Annotated in this window: 22 protein-coding genes; 13 read left to right on the forward strand and 9 right to left on the reverse strand. The window is 63.1% G+C overall.

From position 1 onward, the window contains the following. The first annotated feature begins 16 nt into the window (after positions 1 to 16). From AB7532_RS23915 to AB7532_RS23930, 4 genes are all read left to right on the forward strand, one after another. Entirely contained in the window at positions 17 to 355 is a 339-nt protein-coding gene (locus tag AB7532_RS23915; protein WP_441237146.1) for a hypothetical protein, read from the forward strand. Between the two features lie 99 nt (positions 356 to 454). After that, on the forward strand, positions 455 to 910 hold the full coding sequence (locus tag AB7532_RS23920; RefSeq protein ID WP_441237147.1) for a hypothetical protein: 456 nt from the start codon (positions 455 to 457) through the stop codon (positions 908 to 910). Between the two features lie 243 nt (positions 911 to 1,153). After that, entirely contained in the window at positions 1,154 to 1,339 is a 186-nt protein-coding gene (locus tag AB7532_RS23925; RefSeq protein WP_441237148.1) for a hypothetical protein, read from the forward strand. Positions 1,340 to 1,632: 293 nt separating this feature from the next. After that, complete coding sequence (locus AB7532_RS23930; protein WP_441237149.1) at positions 1,633 to 1,800, forward strand: hypothetical protein; 168 nt, start codon at positions 1,633 to 1,635, stop codon at positions 1,798 to 1,800. Positions 1,801 to 2,521: 721 nt separating this feature from the next. Here the strand turns inward: AB7532_RS23930 and AB7532_RS23935 are convergent. Continuing rightward, positions 2,522 to 2,761 (reverse strand): DUF2798 domain-containing protein, encoded by a 240-nt coding sequence (locus AB7532_RS23935; protein ID WP_441237150.1) that lies wholly within the window; start codon positions 2,759 to 2,761, stop codon positions 2,522 to 2,524. Between AB7532_RS23935 and AB7532_RS23940 the strand changes: the two genes are divergently transcribed. The 3 genes from AB7532_RS23940 to AB7532_RS23950 all read left to right on the forward strand — a co-directional run bounded on the left by AB7532_RS23940 (position 2,760) and on the right by AB7532_RS23950 (position 4,112). Continuing rightward, positions 2,760 to 3,053 (forward strand): hypothetical protein, encoded by a 294-nt coding sequence (locus AB7532_RS23940; protein ID WP_441237151.1) that lies wholly within the window; start codon positions 2,760 to 2,762, stop codon positions 3,051 to 3,053. The genes AB7532_RS23935 and AB7532_RS23940 overlap by 2 nt on opposite strands. Before the next feature lie 511 nt (positions 3,054 to 3,564). Continuing rightward, positions 3,565 to 3,753, forward strand: a complete 189-nt coding sequence (locus AB7532_RS23945; RefSeq protein WP_441237152.1) for a hypothetical protein — start codon at positions 3,565 to 3,567, stop codon at positions 3,751 to 3,753. Positions 3,754 to 3,878: 125 nt separating this feature from the next. Continuing rightward, positions 3,879 to 4,112, forward strand: coding sequence for a DUF6894 family protein (locus tag AB7532_RS23950; protein ID WP_441237153.1), 234 nt, complete (start codon positions 3,879 to 3,881; stop codon positions 4,110 to 4,112). A gap of 9 nt (positions 4,113 to 4,121) precedes the next feature. On the opposite strand, the gene AB7532_RS23955 is transcribed toward AB7532_RS23950, so the two are convergent. Together AB7532_RS23955 and AB7532_RS23960 are read right to left on the reverse strand one after the other, a co-directional pair. After that, positions 4,122 to 4,376: a hypothetical protein gene (locus AB7532_RS23955; RefSeq protein WP_441237154.1), complete on the reverse strand. Its 255-nt coding sequence runs from the start codon at positions 4,374 to 4,376 to the stop codon at positions 4,122 to 4,124. Between the two features lie 103 nt (positions 4,377 to 4,479). Further along, a complete protein-coding gene (locus tag AB7532_RS23960) occupies positions 4,480 to 4,776 on the reverse strand; it encodes a hypothetical protein (RefSeq protein WP_441239347.1) in 297 nt (98 codons plus the stop codon). Between the two features lie 380 nt (positions 4,777 to 5,156). Between AB7532_RS23960 and AB7532_RS23965 the strand changes: the two genes are divergently transcribed. Then, positions 5,157 to 5,621, forward strand: coding sequence for a PaaI family thioesterase (locus AB7532_RS23965; protein WP_441237155.1), 465 nt, complete (start codon positions 5,157 to 5,159; stop codon positions 5,619 to 5,621). A 122-nt stretch (positions 5,622 to 5,743) separates the two neighbouring features. Here the strand turns inward: AB7532_RS23965 and AB7532_RS23970 are convergent, their stop codons facing one another. Next, entirely contained in the window at positions 5,744 to 6,037 is a 294-nt protein-coding gene (locus AB7532_RS23970) for an HdeA family protein (RefSeq protein ID WP_441237156.1), read from the reverse strand. 184 nt (positions 6,038 to 6,221) lie between these two features. Here AB7532_RS23970 and AB7532_RS23975 point away from each other — a divergent pair, with 184 nt between their 5' ends. After that, positions 6,222 to 6,464 carry a PilZ domain-containing protein gene (locus AB7532_RS23975; protein ID WP_441237157.1) on the forward strand — a complete coding sequence of 81 codons (243 nt, stop codon included), beginning with the start codon at positions 6,222 to 6,224 and terminating at the stop codon, positions 6,462 to 6,464. A gap of 483 nt (positions 6,465 to 6,947) precedes the next feature. On the opposite strand, the gene AB7532_RS23980 is transcribed toward AB7532_RS23975, so the two are convergent. Next, a complete protein-coding gene (locus tag AB7532_RS23980; protein ID WP_441237158.1) occupies positions 6,948 to 7,184 on the reverse strand; it encodes a hypothetical protein in 237 nt (78 codons plus the stop codon). Between the two features lie 168 nt (positions 7,185 to 7,352). On the opposite strand from AB7532_RS23980, the gene AB7532_RS23985 reads away from it, so the two are divergent. Together AB7532_RS23985 and AB7532_RS23990 are read left to right on the forward strand one after the other, a co-directional pair. After that, positions 7,353 to 7,757 carry a hypothetical protein gene (locus AB7532_RS23985; protein WP_441237159.1) on the forward strand — a complete coding sequence of 135 codons (405 nt, stop codon included), beginning with the start codon at positions 7,353 to 7,355 and terminating at the stop codon, positions 7,755 to 7,757. Between the two features lie 112 nt (positions 7,758 to 7,869). After that, entirely contained in the window at positions 7,870 to 8,199 is a 330-nt protein-coding gene (locus AB7532_RS23990; protein WP_441237160.1) for a hypothetical protein, read from the forward strand. 57 nt (positions 8,200 to 8,256) lie between these two features. Here the strand turns inward: AB7532_RS23990 and AB7532_RS23995 are convergent, their stop codons facing one another. Beyond that, positions 8,257 to 8,724, reverse strand: a complete 468-nt coding sequence (locus AB7532_RS23995) for a DUF6691 family protein (RefSeq protein WP_441237161.1) — start codon at positions 8,722 to 8,724, stop codon at positions 8,257 to 8,259. A 5-nt stretch (positions 8,725 to 8,729) separates the two neighbouring features. Next, the gene (locus AB7532_RS24000) at positions 8,730 to 9,158 is read right to left on the reverse strand and encodes a YeeE/YedE family protein (RefSeq protein WP_441237162.1); all 429 of its coding nucleotides are present in this window, start codon (positions 9,156 to 9,158) and stop codon (positions 8,730 to 8,732) included. Between the two features lie 169 nt (positions 9,159 to 9,327). On the opposite strand from AB7532_RS24000, the gene AB7532_RS24005 reads away from it, so the two are divergent. Then, the gene (locus AB7532_RS24005; protein WP_441237163.1) at positions 9,328 to 10,497 is read left to right on the forward strand and encodes a GNAT family N-acetyltransferase; all 1,170 of its coding nucleotides are present in this window, start codon (positions 9,328 to 9,330) and stop codon (positions 10,495 to 10,497) included. Positions 10,498 to 10,504: 7 nt separating this feature from the next. Here the strand turns inward: AB7532_RS24005 and AB7532_RS24010 are convergent, their stop codons facing one another. After that, positions 10,505 to 11,170, reverse strand: coding sequence for a DsbA family oxidoreductase (locus AB7532_RS24010; RefSeq protein WP_441239348.1), 666 nt, complete (start codon positions 11,168 to 11,170; stop codon positions 10,505 to 10,507). Between the two features lie 76 nt (positions 11,171 to 11,246). After that, positions 11,247 to 12,068 (reverse strand): helix-turn-helix domain-containing protein, encoded by an 822-nt coding sequence (locus AB7532_RS24015; protein ID WP_441237164.1) that lies wholly within the window; start codon positions 12,066 to 12,068, stop codon positions 11,247 to 11,249. Positions 12,069 to 12,169: 101 nt separating this feature from the next. Here AB7532_RS24015 and AB7532_RS24020 point away from each other — a divergent pair, with 101 nt between their 5' ends. Beyond that, entirely contained in the window at positions 12,170 to 12,400 is a 231-nt protein-coding gene (locus AB7532_RS24020; RefSeq protein ID WP_441237165.1) for a hypothetical protein, read from the forward strand. Positions 12,401 to 12,422 lie beyond the last annotated feature (22 nt).

Genomic DNA, 12,422 nt, shown 5'->3' on the forward strand with positions numbered 1-12,422 from the left:
CAGTTTGGAGCCCAAAATGAACGTTCAACGTTTACGTCATGCGCTTGCGATGATCGTGGTTTGCGCCTGCGTCGAACCTGCATTGGCGCAGACTCCAAATCCCGAGTTGGAAGCATGCCGAACAACAGGATTGCTGGCTCTTCGGGAACGCAACCCGGCAGTTAAAGATATAACGTTCGATGTTGATGGCATGACGGTTGCGAAGGCAAACACGAAGGTCGAGGATACTCCGATCAAGACAATCGTCATCGGTGACGCCTATCTGGACAAAGGGAAGAACGATACGCGAAGAACGTTTCTGTGCCTGATTGGCGAAAAGGGGAAGGTGCTGTTGACATTCTTCACTGACAAATAGGTCGGCTGGCAGACACAACCACAGCGGGACCAGCCGCCAAGAAAACACAGTCGTGGCAGATATTGTCTACTTGGTCATAAAGGCCTCAAGGAATTAAGAATGAACGCCGAGGAACTCGCTGCGAAATTCAGAAACAAAACCGCCTCCGCCGCTGCGGAAAGAGACAGACAAATTGGAATCGCTGCCGATAATTCCGGGAAACGCCACGCTGATGTCGAGCATTGTAAAGTGGCCTTGGAGCGACACGTCTTGCCATTCCTGGCTGAACTGAAGCAGCACATGGGCGCGGAACAGTTCTCGTTCGCGCCGCAGATCGAACTCAACGATCATCGCCCGGTCGGTGTATCTTTCAAGATCGGCGACGGCGCACCCACGACTATCACGACTGCGTTCGGAAACATCGTTGTAACGAGGATTGGTGACAGCGGTACTTCCAAAGGTGTTCCGTTCGTCTATGCGCCGGACGTCGAACCATACATCTCCAACTCCGGCGACCTTACGCGCGAAAAGATGGCAAAGCTCGTGGAGATGGTAATCGATACTGCCGGGAATTGAGACCCCGTCCCCGATTGGCTCCCCATGCAAGGCCGGTTTTGGTGTTGGGTAACGTCACGTCGTTGGCCTGTGTTTTCAGAGTGGATCATTCAGGCCAGTGCCGGATGACGGCAAATTCCGCCCCAGCGGCGGGACGCGCCGATTGCTCGTTCCAAGCGGAGCTTGCATTTCAATGCTACAACTGGTAACGCTTGTTCTCGTAGCGCTACGAGACGTATCATTCGAACAACCTCTGGAGGAGACATGAAGTCGATTGTCAGGATCGCGCTGGTGCTGGCTGTCTTCGCCGGCTCGGTGCCGGCAGACGCGGCATGCGGTCCGATGTCATCAAGCGCGCCGAAAGCCGGCGTCAAGATCACGAAGAGGTGGCAGCTGCACGACGGCTGTCACAGCCGCTACGCGCAGATGCTGGGCAAGCCCTGCCACTGACGCGGAGGCCGTTCGAAACGACGAGAGGCCGCCTGGAATGGCGGCCTCCGTCATTTGAGGACCCTGCCGTCCGGGTGATCGCCTTCAACATGGTGATGACGAGAGGATCCGGTCTGCTCGCGTGCGGACTCGAAATCCTGCTCCGCCGCTGCCCTGATTCTCCTCGGCGCTGACGCGCATCAAAGACGTGCATCGCGCGTGCCGTCAGAATTCCGCAATGCTGCGGCTTCGAACTTTTCCGCGATGAGCGGCTTTGTCCGGAGCCGGCGCCGCTTCAGTTGGGGATCTCTGTCATGACGGAAAATACGCATCACGTTGCCGCCAGGCGCAATCACCTGCTGGAGGCCGCGCGGGAGGAGATGGTGAAGTTCGAGCGGAAGGAAAACGAGTTTCGCAGGAAGGATCGCGAAGAGCGCGCCGCCGCGCTCCGCCTTCCCTTAGGCGAGATCAAGGTCCATTAGACCGCGAGGGGCAAGCGCCGGAACGAGCCGCCATCGGGATGCGTCCCCAAGGTGGATTTCGTGCGACATGGTGTCTGGATACCACATCTAAGCCATTGATAAGGCAGAGAGACGTCCCAACCGCCTACTGTGCATGGGGTTGTTTTCAACGTTTTGTTTGAGGACACGGCCGCGCGTGGCCGCCCTCACCGCGCTACATCAGCGCCAGCAGCACGATGCCGATGACCAGCACGACGAAGCCAGCCGCGGTCGCGGCGGCGAATGACCGCTCTACGTTGTCCATGATGCCACCCCGTTGCCGGCGCGCCACGTTCCCCCATGGCTTCGCCGGACAGGTGGAATCTCGCCGACAGGTGTGGCTCCAGTTGTGCGATCGGATGGCAAAATTGGGACCGGTGCTGGGCCAGTCTGCGGCCTCCCGACGCGCGGTTTTCGATGCTGCCGTCAGGCGCCCGTAAGCCTGGTCTCCTAATCTGGTTTTGCCCGGTGGACCAACACCGGGCCTCCATACCCAGCCGAGGACCCCGCTCTTCCCCGAGCGGGGTTTTCTCGTTTCAGGTCCGCAGGCCGGGCCAATCTGCGCCCCTGTCAGACTGTCGTAAGCTCAACCGGCTAGGGTCGTCTGGCTATGGTGTTGCAGCCCAGCACCTCAGCCTCCAATAACCTTCCACCCGCTTGGCTCTCCCCAAGCGGGTTTTTTTCCGTGCCTGCCGGCCGGTACTCACGCGGCCCCCTCCTCCCGCGTCAGCCGCAGCGAGAAGGCACGGATCGCGGGCGCAGCCAGCAGCACGATCGGCAGCATCGCGGCCCACGCGATCAGCCACGACAGCATCCAGTGCTCGAAGAAGATGGTCGCACTGACGGCGGGAAAGCTGGCGATGCCCGCCGCGATCAGCGAGGTCAGACCGGACTGGATGACGCCGAAGACGAAATGAGAGTAGCGGCGGGGAATGCCGAGCATGACGCGCGCCCATGTTGTTGAACATGGCGTGCCGAGCAAGGCACATGCCAGAGCCGGCATCACCGCGGGCTTCGGGCGCCCGATCGCATCACCCGTGCAGGATCAGTGCCGCTGGTCGGACAGCGGCGCGCGCGCCATCGCTGCGGTGCAATCGGACCGGCCCGACAGTCCTTCGAATCGCCAGAACGTGACGACGCTGGTCTCCCCGCACGCCTCGCAAGACAGCGTCTCGTCACCCAGCATGAAACGCCCGCGCCGGAACGTCGGCGACGAGGCAGGATGCTGGCAATGAGGACAGGCCAACGAGAAATTCCGTGCCCACCAGCGCAGCGCAAGATGTCTCAGCCAGTTCACGCCTTCCCCTTCGCGACGTTGGGTTTGAACCGTCATTCACGAGCAGAGCATAGATGCATGACACGCAAAAGTGGAAAAGAGTCGAACACTCCTGTTCGCTTCGAATGGACGCGGCGGCAACCGCGCCTGTGGTTTCGGGCTCCACAGCCTGCGCGATGGAACTTCGGACCCGCCGATGGTCCGCGGCTGCTACCGCACCGTCCGTGGTTCTCCGACCATGAACAGAGTTCCTTCGCATGTGCGTTGCGGCGGCGAGACCAGGCGGATCGCCCCTGCCTTGCCGGATTCCGAGCATGCCTTTCGGAAATTGTCTTCGTTTGTTTCGGACCGTGCGCGATTTCGAGATTTCCGTGAGCTATCCAAGACTTACCGGCAAATTTTGCTTGTCGCCGGAATATCGAGACGGCTTACATGTTCACAATCATGGACAGTGAATCGTGGAGGCGACCATGAATCACAGGGGCGTTGAGTACACCGTTGCCAAGACGGCGATCCCGGGAATCTGGCAGTGGCAGTTCCGCATCGGCGAGGAGATCAGGTCCGGCAAGACCGAGACCAAGATCGATCTGCTCGCGATCCGGCGGGTGCAGCTGCGCATCGATCGGGAGCTGAAGGCGATCGGGCGCAAGACGGCGTGACGGCGCCACGACACCGTCCGCGGTGGCGTCCGTAGCGGCCCGGAATTGATCTGTCCCAGGTTTGGGATTGCACTGCGCGCGCCCACGGCCCGGGAGGCAGGGCTTTCACGCGACCGGTGCCAGCCATGCCGCTCTACTTCTTTCGAACCCGGAACGGCCGTCATTCCGGCTGCGCGGACCAGGCGACGGAATTCGCCAATCGCAATGCCGCCTGGAAGGAAATGACCCGCGTCTGCGCCGACATGGCCGCCGGCATCGCCCGCAAGCTCCACGAAAATTCCGAATGGCACATGGAGCTGCTGGACGAGACCAAAGAACCGTTGTTCCGGATCCGCATCGTCGCGGAAAGCTTCGAATAGGCTGGATGACTAGTCCGCGCTGGGCAGCCGCCGCATGGTGAACTCGATGTCGCCGCCGGGCAGCTCGCGCCAGGTCTCGACCACGCTCATGTAGCCGGCCTTGGGATAGCGGGCGAAGAACGCCTCTGCCCTCGCCCGCGCGGCCGCACGCGGCAGCGTGAAACTCTCGCGCAGATAACCGTCACCGCTGCTTTGGCCGGGCTTGCCGCCCAACCCGCGCCGGCGCGCCATTCGTTCGGCGAGATCCCGCGGACGATCGGCCATGCCTGTCCTCCTCGACGCAATACGCATCAGCGAGATGTAGGAAGCGGCCGAACGAAGGGGAGTCCCGTCCGGAGGCGTCTGTCACTTCGAAGCGGGCGAACGCTCAGTTGGCCGACGTGCCGGACTTCTTCTTGGGCGCTGTGGTCGCAGCGGAGGCCTTCGGCGCAGCCGGCTGCTTCGGTGGGTCGGAACGCATCCCGCCCCAGGGATCGTTGGAGGCCTTGGAGTCCGGAATCTTCTTCAGCGTTTCCTTATAGGCCCTTTCGCGCTCGGCGTCGGCGGCCTTCTCTTCCGGGGTCTTGCTCGGGCCGTCCTGCAGCAAATTGAGATTGGGCATTTGCGCGTAGGCCGGTCCCGCCAGCACAGCCAGCGCCACCGCCGCCATACGGAAAAGCTTCATCATGTACTCCTTGGTCTTCCACAGAAGGGCGGATCAACCGCGCCTTGTCATTTCTCTCAACGGCCCGCCTGTCAACAGCCCGCTCCGGGCCGAATGCCGCGCCTAGAGCCGGTCCGATCTGCACGATTTCGGCGCGTGCAGCCAGTCGTCCCAGATCGGGCCGCAGCGGGTGCAGCCGTTCAGCACCAAGCCAAGCGCCACCAGCGAAACCACGAGGACACACCGACGCAACATCGTCCACCCGCTCCCAAGCAAGCCATCATATCGGGCGAAGTCGGGCATTTTCAAGCCGACCGGCTGGCGCAAGACCGGGTGACTTTGCCGCGCCAATCCGCGCAAGATGGCCGAAACATCCGGCAACAATGGAGGGAACGACAGCAATGCCATCGCAGCCAGAAGCCGAGTTCGGCATCGACGACGCCCGACGCATCCTCGGCGAGGTGTTCGCGCCCTGGGTCCAGGATCTCAATCTTTCGGTCGAGCGCATCGACCACGTCGCGCCTGCGGCCGTTCCGGACTGGCAGCCAGGCGCGCTGCTGCGCATGCCGTTCTCGGAACGGCTCTGCCGCAACGGTGGCGTGGTGTGCGGCCAGGCGCTGATGGCGCTTGCCGACACCGCGATGGTGATCGCAAACCTCGCCGCCAACCGCGGCTATCGTCCGATGACGACGGTCGACCAGACCACGCATTTCATGCGCGCGGTCTCCTCCTCGGACGTGCTGGCGGATGCGAAGGTGGTGCGGCTCGGACGCACCATGAGCTTTGGCCGGGTCACGCTGCTCTCGGCCACCGACAACAAGCAGGTCGCGATGGTGTCGAGCGCATTTGCGATGCTGCCGGGCTGAGCATCATCCAAAAAGAAGAGAGCCGCGTGAGCGCAAGGCGCACGGCGGCTCTCAATCACGCTCGCATCGCGGCGAGAGATCGAAGCGCGTGCATCCGCGCTTCAATCGGCCCGCTCCAGAAATTACTTGCCGAGCACTTCGTCGGCCGCGGTGACGATGCTGGCGGTCGGATTCTTTCCGCAATAGGCACCGAACTTCTTTGCGTTCTCGATGAACACGTCGGTATCGATGATCGCGTTATCCTCATCGCCCTTGTACCAGCCGTCCATCCAGGTCAGCACGACCTGGATGTTGTCTTCGCCGCTCTCGAGGAACTGCTTGCAGCTCATGGTCGAGAGGTCCCACTTGACGGCGTGAGCGGGCATCGACGACAGCGCGAACGCTGCGGCGAACAGAAGCGATAGCGTGGTCTTCATCGGAAATCTCCATCGGCGCGAAACGCCATGAATGAAAGGCTTGTGGGCTAAACTCGGCAGAGTGACTCGCCGCTCCAACGTCGTAAACGAAATATGAAGCGCGGTGCAAGTAGCGCCAGTATTGAGTTTATTTCAACGTAATTTCTACGCACTACTTTACAATCGCCATTATGGATTAATGCCGATGATCGAGAAACGCGCAGCGCAGCGTCACCGTGTTTTCAAGGGTGGCACGATCACCTTTGAAAACAGGGGTGTAGCGTGCACCGTGCGCAACATGTCGGCAGGCGGCGCCGCGATCGATCTCGATTCGCCCGTCACATTACCGCAATCGTTCACGCTTGCGATCACGCGCGACAATTTCGTGCGGAATTGTCGCGCTGTCTGGCGCAGCGACAGGCGTATCGGCCTCGCTTTCGTACAGTAGTACATATCGTGTGAATGATCGTTCGCATCGATCGCGCGATGTCCGATTGATGATCGCCAGCGACGACGATGGTGACGCCAGCGCAGGCCTGCGATCACAAGCGCGATGATCGCGGGTGCGATCGAATGAACGGCTCAATGGTCCAGCGCGCTTGACCGGCGCGCACATCAAATGCGCGCACTACGCCGCTTGGCGCGGCGATTGAAATTCCTCGTTGAAGGATGAGCAGAGATCGGGCTGTCGTCGACGAAAGCGGCGTCGCCTGGAATTTGGTCCGCCGCATCAATTCGGGCGGACGCGCGGCGAAATCTCCGGCGTGGAATTCGAAGGCCCGGACCCGACTGCCGACATTGTCGGGCGTGATCCCTCGCAATGGCGAGAAGCGCGAGCCGCCGGCATCCGCCGCCCAGGCGATCCCAGGCGATGCATGGGCCGGGGCAACTCGGGAAGGAGCATCAGGGGGCAACCGAATACCCGTCCCGCTTATTTCGTCTTCTTGGCAGGCTCGGCCGGCCGGGCACCACTCCACGGGTCGTATTTTTCCTTGGGTTCAGGAATGCGCTCCAGCGCCGCCTTGTAGGCCTTCTCGTCGACCTTGGGCTTGTTATCCGTCTTCTGCTGGCCGCCGGGTTCATTCTGCTGGCCCCTGCCACGCCCCTGTGCCTCGGCCGAGGCAGCCGTCAGCACCAGCACTGCGGCTGCTATGACCAAAATCCTCATTGGTGCAATCCCCCTCGTCTGGGGTACAAATTAGCCTGCATTCCCGTAATAGCAAATGCCGCGGGCACCGGGCCCTCAAGAGGCCTTGCCTTCAGCAAATCTTGATCGCCCGGGACTCCGCCGGATCGCATTCCTGCCTATCTGTTGGCCCGCAGGGGACCTTCACGGATGTTGCGGATTGTTGCTCATGCGGCGCTGATAGCCAGCGCCCTCGCACTCAGCGCCTGCGGCTTTGCCGACAGCCGCGCGCCGGTGCCGGAGTTCATGCGCCTGAAAGAAGCCGAGCCGCCGCCGGCCGAGCCGGCTCCCGACGTCAAGCGCGTGGTGCGCGAGCAGATCAACATCGTCTTCCTGAACACGTCCTATCCGCGCGAGGTGCACGTCGCCCCGCCCCATCGCGAGGTGCGAGGACCGGGCTGGACAGCCTGCGTCCGCGCGCAGCTCACTTCGGCCACCGGCTCTACGCTCGGCACCCAAATCTACATCGTGACGATATCAGGCGGAAAGGTGGTCGATCGCCGCCGCTCGGAGGCGGACGACATCTGCGGATCGGAAAGCTACGAGCCGATCTAGGAACAATCGCATCGACACGCGATCGGGTTCCAGGAAAAACCTGCCAATCGACCGGAACGATCGACGCCTCCCATTCTTGTTACCGCCAAGGGCAGTTTTGGAGGAGGACACGATGAGGACGTTTACGATTGCATTGCTGGCTGGCGTCGGGGCCCTCGCTGCGGCGAGCGGCGCAAAGGCTGCCGACGTTTACACGACCAGCGAATACACCAACCCCGAACTCGTTCAGCAGGTCCGGCTCGTCTGCGACGATGCCGGCAACTGCTATCGCAGCCGTGGCGGCGCCCGCGTCGTCGTTCGCGACTCCTATAACTCGATGCCGCGCGAGCGCTATTACGAGCGCCGCAGCTATCGCGATTGGGACGACGGTCCGCGTGGCGGCGTCGGCATTCGCGCGCCAGGCGTCAGCGTGGGCGTCGGTGTCGGCGGCGACCGCTGGTAGTCGATGAGAGCATGAGAGGTGGGGCCGGACGAGACAACTCGTCCGGCCCCATTCTTGTCAGGTTTCGAGCGGATCGGCCGGCGTGACGATGCGCGTCGATGACGGCAGGTTCGCGATGAAGCGCGCCAGCACCATGCCGGCGCACATCGCCGCGATGAAGATGAAGGCGGAGACCGAACCGAATCCGAGCGCGGTGAGTGCCGCTCCCGGACAAAAGCCAGCCAATCCCCAGCCGACGCCGAAGATCGCGGGCCCGACAATGATCCTTGGATCAATGTCCCTTCGCGTCGGAACGTAAAAGCGTTCGGCGAAGACCGGTCGCGTGAGCTTCAGGACACGGCTGAAGCCGATGAAAGTCACTGCGACAGCGCCCGCCATCACGAAGGCAAGGCTCGCATCCCATGTGCCTGCCGGGATGCCGCCGACATCCAGAAAATTCAGCACCTTTGCCGGGTTCGACATGCCGGAGATGATGAGGCCGATGCCGAAGATCAGGCCGATCGCGAATTGAATGAGGATTGTCATCGCCCTTAGCTCCAGTGCCGCATCACGAAGACCGTCATGACGCCCGTCGCCATGAAAGTGCCGGTGGCAACCAGTGAGCGCACCGACAGTCGCGACAGACCGCAGACGCCATGGCCGGACGTGCAGCCGCTGCCCCACACCGCACCGAAGCCCGTGAGCAATCCGGCGACAACCAGTACCGGGATTCCTGCCGCGATCGTCTGCACCGGCAAGCTTCCGGTGACGATGCGCACCAGAACGGGCGCAGCAATGAGGCCTGCGACGAATGCGAGCCGGCCGGCGAACTCGCGGTCCTCATAAGGCGGGAACAGCCGCGATGCGATACCGCTGACCCCGGCGATCCGTCCCGTCGCCCACATCAGGAGCACGGCGGACAGACCGATCAACGCGCCACCCAGCAGCGACGCAATCGGCGTGAAAGATGTGGCGGTCATTGTGATCCCTCCGGAGCGAGAGCCATTCTCGCCTATCCATCCCGCATCCGGCCGCCTGCGGCCCGCATGCCTAATGAAACGTTAATATTACCACTCGAATTGAAGTGGCGTCCCAACGGTATTTTTCCAGTCTTTGCGCTAAGCATGGCCTCCTGAACGGGGAACGGACGTGGTCGACATCGCGCAGCAGGCGGCGATCAAGCCGGCATCGGCAAGGCATGCCGTGGCCGCGCCTGCGCTCGTCCCGCTCAAATCCATCGAATCCGGTCAATGGCGCGCGCTGGCGCAGCGCGCGGTCGAGCCGAACGGATATTACCTGCCGGGCTGGGCGCTCGCCGTCAGCGCAACCGCGCGCGGCCGCACCGATGCCTCGGCGCTTGCCGCATTCGACGGATCGTCGAAACGGCTGATCGGCTTGATGCCGGTGACCTCGCTCCGGCGCGCCTGGAAGATCCCCCTGCCCGCGCTGGTGAGCGCGCATCCCTATGGCACATTGTGCAGCCCGCTGATCGACCGCGATGCCACGGTCGAGGCGGCCGCGAGTCTGTTGCGACAGGCACGTGAGGCCGGCGCGCACGCACTCGTGCTCAACGATGTTGCGCTCGACGGCGCCGCGATGAATGCGCTCAAGCAGGTTCTCGATCGGGACGGCCTGAAGCCGCGCGTGCTTTCTTCCTACATCCGCGCCAGCCTCGACGCGACGCAGGATAGCGAGACGCTGCTGCGCGACGCACTCGGCACCAAGAAGCTCAAGGAACTGCGCCGCCAGCGCCATCGTCTCGAAGAGCACGGCCCCGTCGTGTTCGACGTCGCGCGCAAGCCCGAGGAAATCACGCCAGCGCTTGAAACATTCCTGCAGCTCGAAGCCAGCGGCTGGAAAGGCAAACGCGGCACCGCGCTGCTGCAGCATGCCGGCGATGCGACCTTCATCCGCCGCGCCATCCCGGCACTTGCCGAAACTGCGCAATGCGAGATCATCACGCTTCGCGCCGGCACGACCCCGGTCGCCGCCGGCATCGTGCTGCGGCATCAGGACCGCGCGTTCTTCTTCAAGCTCGGCATCGACGAGCGCTTTGCAAGATATTCGCCGGGCGTGCAGCTCACGCTCGACCTTACGCGGCATCTCTGCGCCGATCCCGCCATTTCCAGTGCGGATTCCACGGCGAGCGCCGACCACCCCATGATCAACCCGATCTGGCGGGAACGCTTTGCGATTGGTGACGTGCTGATCCCGCTGCGGCGGCACGATCCGGTCGTGGCGCTCATTCACGGAGCGCTGGTTGGCCTCAACGTTGCGCACGAAGCCGCGCGACGCGTGATCCGTCTGCTCCGTAAATAAGCGAAAGCTACTCCGCCGCCTGCGCGCTGATCTCCGCCGAGACCTCGCGAATGGCGCGCGCGAGCATGTTCGGATCCTGCGCGCCGGACACGGCGTATTTCTGCGCGAACACGTAGGTCGGCACGCCGGAGATGCCTTTCTCGGCGGCTTCCTGCGCATCGGCCGACACGCGCGCGACGTCCTCGTCGGTGGCGAGGCGCTTGCGCACGTCGTTGGCATCCAGGCCGACATCGGCGGCCGCCTGCACCAGCACGTTCGCATCGGTGAGGTCGCCGCCGTCGCGGAAGTAGAGCTCCATCAGGCGCTGCTTCATCTCTGGCGCCTTGCCGATCGCCTCGGCCCAGAGGATCAGTCGGTGGCAATCGGTCGTGTTCGGCTGGCGCGCGACCAGCTCGGGCTTGTAGACGAGGCCCTCCTCGCTCGCTGCCGCGACGACGCGGCCGGCAATGCCCTTATAGGCCTCGACCGAGCCGAACTTGGTGGTGAGGTATTCCTCCCGGCTGATGCCCTGGGGCGGCACCCAGGGATTGAGGAAGAAGGGACGGAAATTCAGCTTCACGGGAACGTCGGGCACGAGCGCGAGCGCGCTCTCGATCCGGTGCTTGCCGATATAGCACCACGGGCACACCACGTCGGAGACGACATCGATCTGGAGCGGTTTCAGGGTGCTCACATCAGACATTGGCGCCTCCTTCGGGCACGTGCGGTTTTGTCCGAAGATAAGCCGAACGCGCCCTGAGGCAAGGGCGCTAGGCCATATTTGCGGCGGTCTGCTTGAGCCATTCGGCGGTGCGCTCATCCGCCGGAAAGAACGTCTCCAGCGCCAGCTCGGACAGGGTGATGTCCACGGGCGTTCCGAACACCATGGTGGTGGAGAAGAAACTTAGTATCCCGCCGTCATGACGCAGCTTGAACGGGATCGCGACATTGTCGCTCGACAGCGGCACTGAGCGCGCCGGAATGGGATAGCTCTTGAGGTCGTTGTAAAGCTTGATCAGCTCGGGATCGGCCGTGGCCTCGCATTGCCGGTGCAGCCGCTCCAGCAGATGCCCGCACCATTCCGCGAGATTGACCGTGCGCGGCGCCAGCGCCTCCGGGTGAAAGGCGAGCCGCAGCACGTTGAAGGGCTGGCCGAGCAGCCGCTGCGGGAGGCCGTCGAGCAGCGGCGCCACCATGCGGTTGGCGGAGACCAGATTCCAGTGCCGGTCATAGGCCAGCGCCGGATTGGGTTCATGCGCCTTGAGGACGAGGTCGATCGCCTGGCGGGCTGATTTCAAGGCGGGGTCCTCCAGCGGGCGCTGCGGAAAGGCCGGCGCATAGCCGGCCGCGACCAGCAGCACGTTGCGTTCGCGCAGGGGCACGTCGAGGCGCTCGGCGAGCCTCAGCACCATGTCGCGCGAGGGCGCGGCGCGGCCGGTCTCGACGAAGCTCAGATGCCGCGCGGAGATTTCGGCTTCGCCGGCGAGATCGAGCTGGCTCATGCGGCGGCGTTGCCGCCATTCGCGCAAATGGTCGCCGATGTGAACCGGCTGGCTGCGTTCGGCCTGTGCCGTGGATGCATGTGCGTTCATGGTCGAAAACCTAGCATGCGGATTTCAGCCCTTCTATTACCCGCGAGGTAATCGAAATGGCCCCCGGGAGCGCGCATCTTCGGTCGCAACAGGAGATGATCATGATCGCGCTGCTGCTCTACCGGACCGTCGCAGACCACGTCCTGCCCTGGGTGACGGCATTCGCCACCCGCATGCTGGCGCGCAGCCTCAACATGCCGGAGCCGCTGGTGCTTTCGACCGGCGATTATGTCGTCGCGCAAGTCATCGCCTTCGAACACGGCGTCGGCAGAAGCCTCTGCCCGTTCCGTCTCGCCCGCCTGCTCCGCGCCTGGTGGCGCGGATTGCGCTGAGTTCACCCCGAGCCCCCCAACC

The sequence above is a fragment of the Bradyrhizobium sp. 930_D9_N1_4 genome (genome assembly GCF_052076015.1).
GTDB lineage: Bacteria > Pseudomonadota > Alphaproteobacteria > Rhizobiales > Xanthobacteraceae > Bradyrhizobium.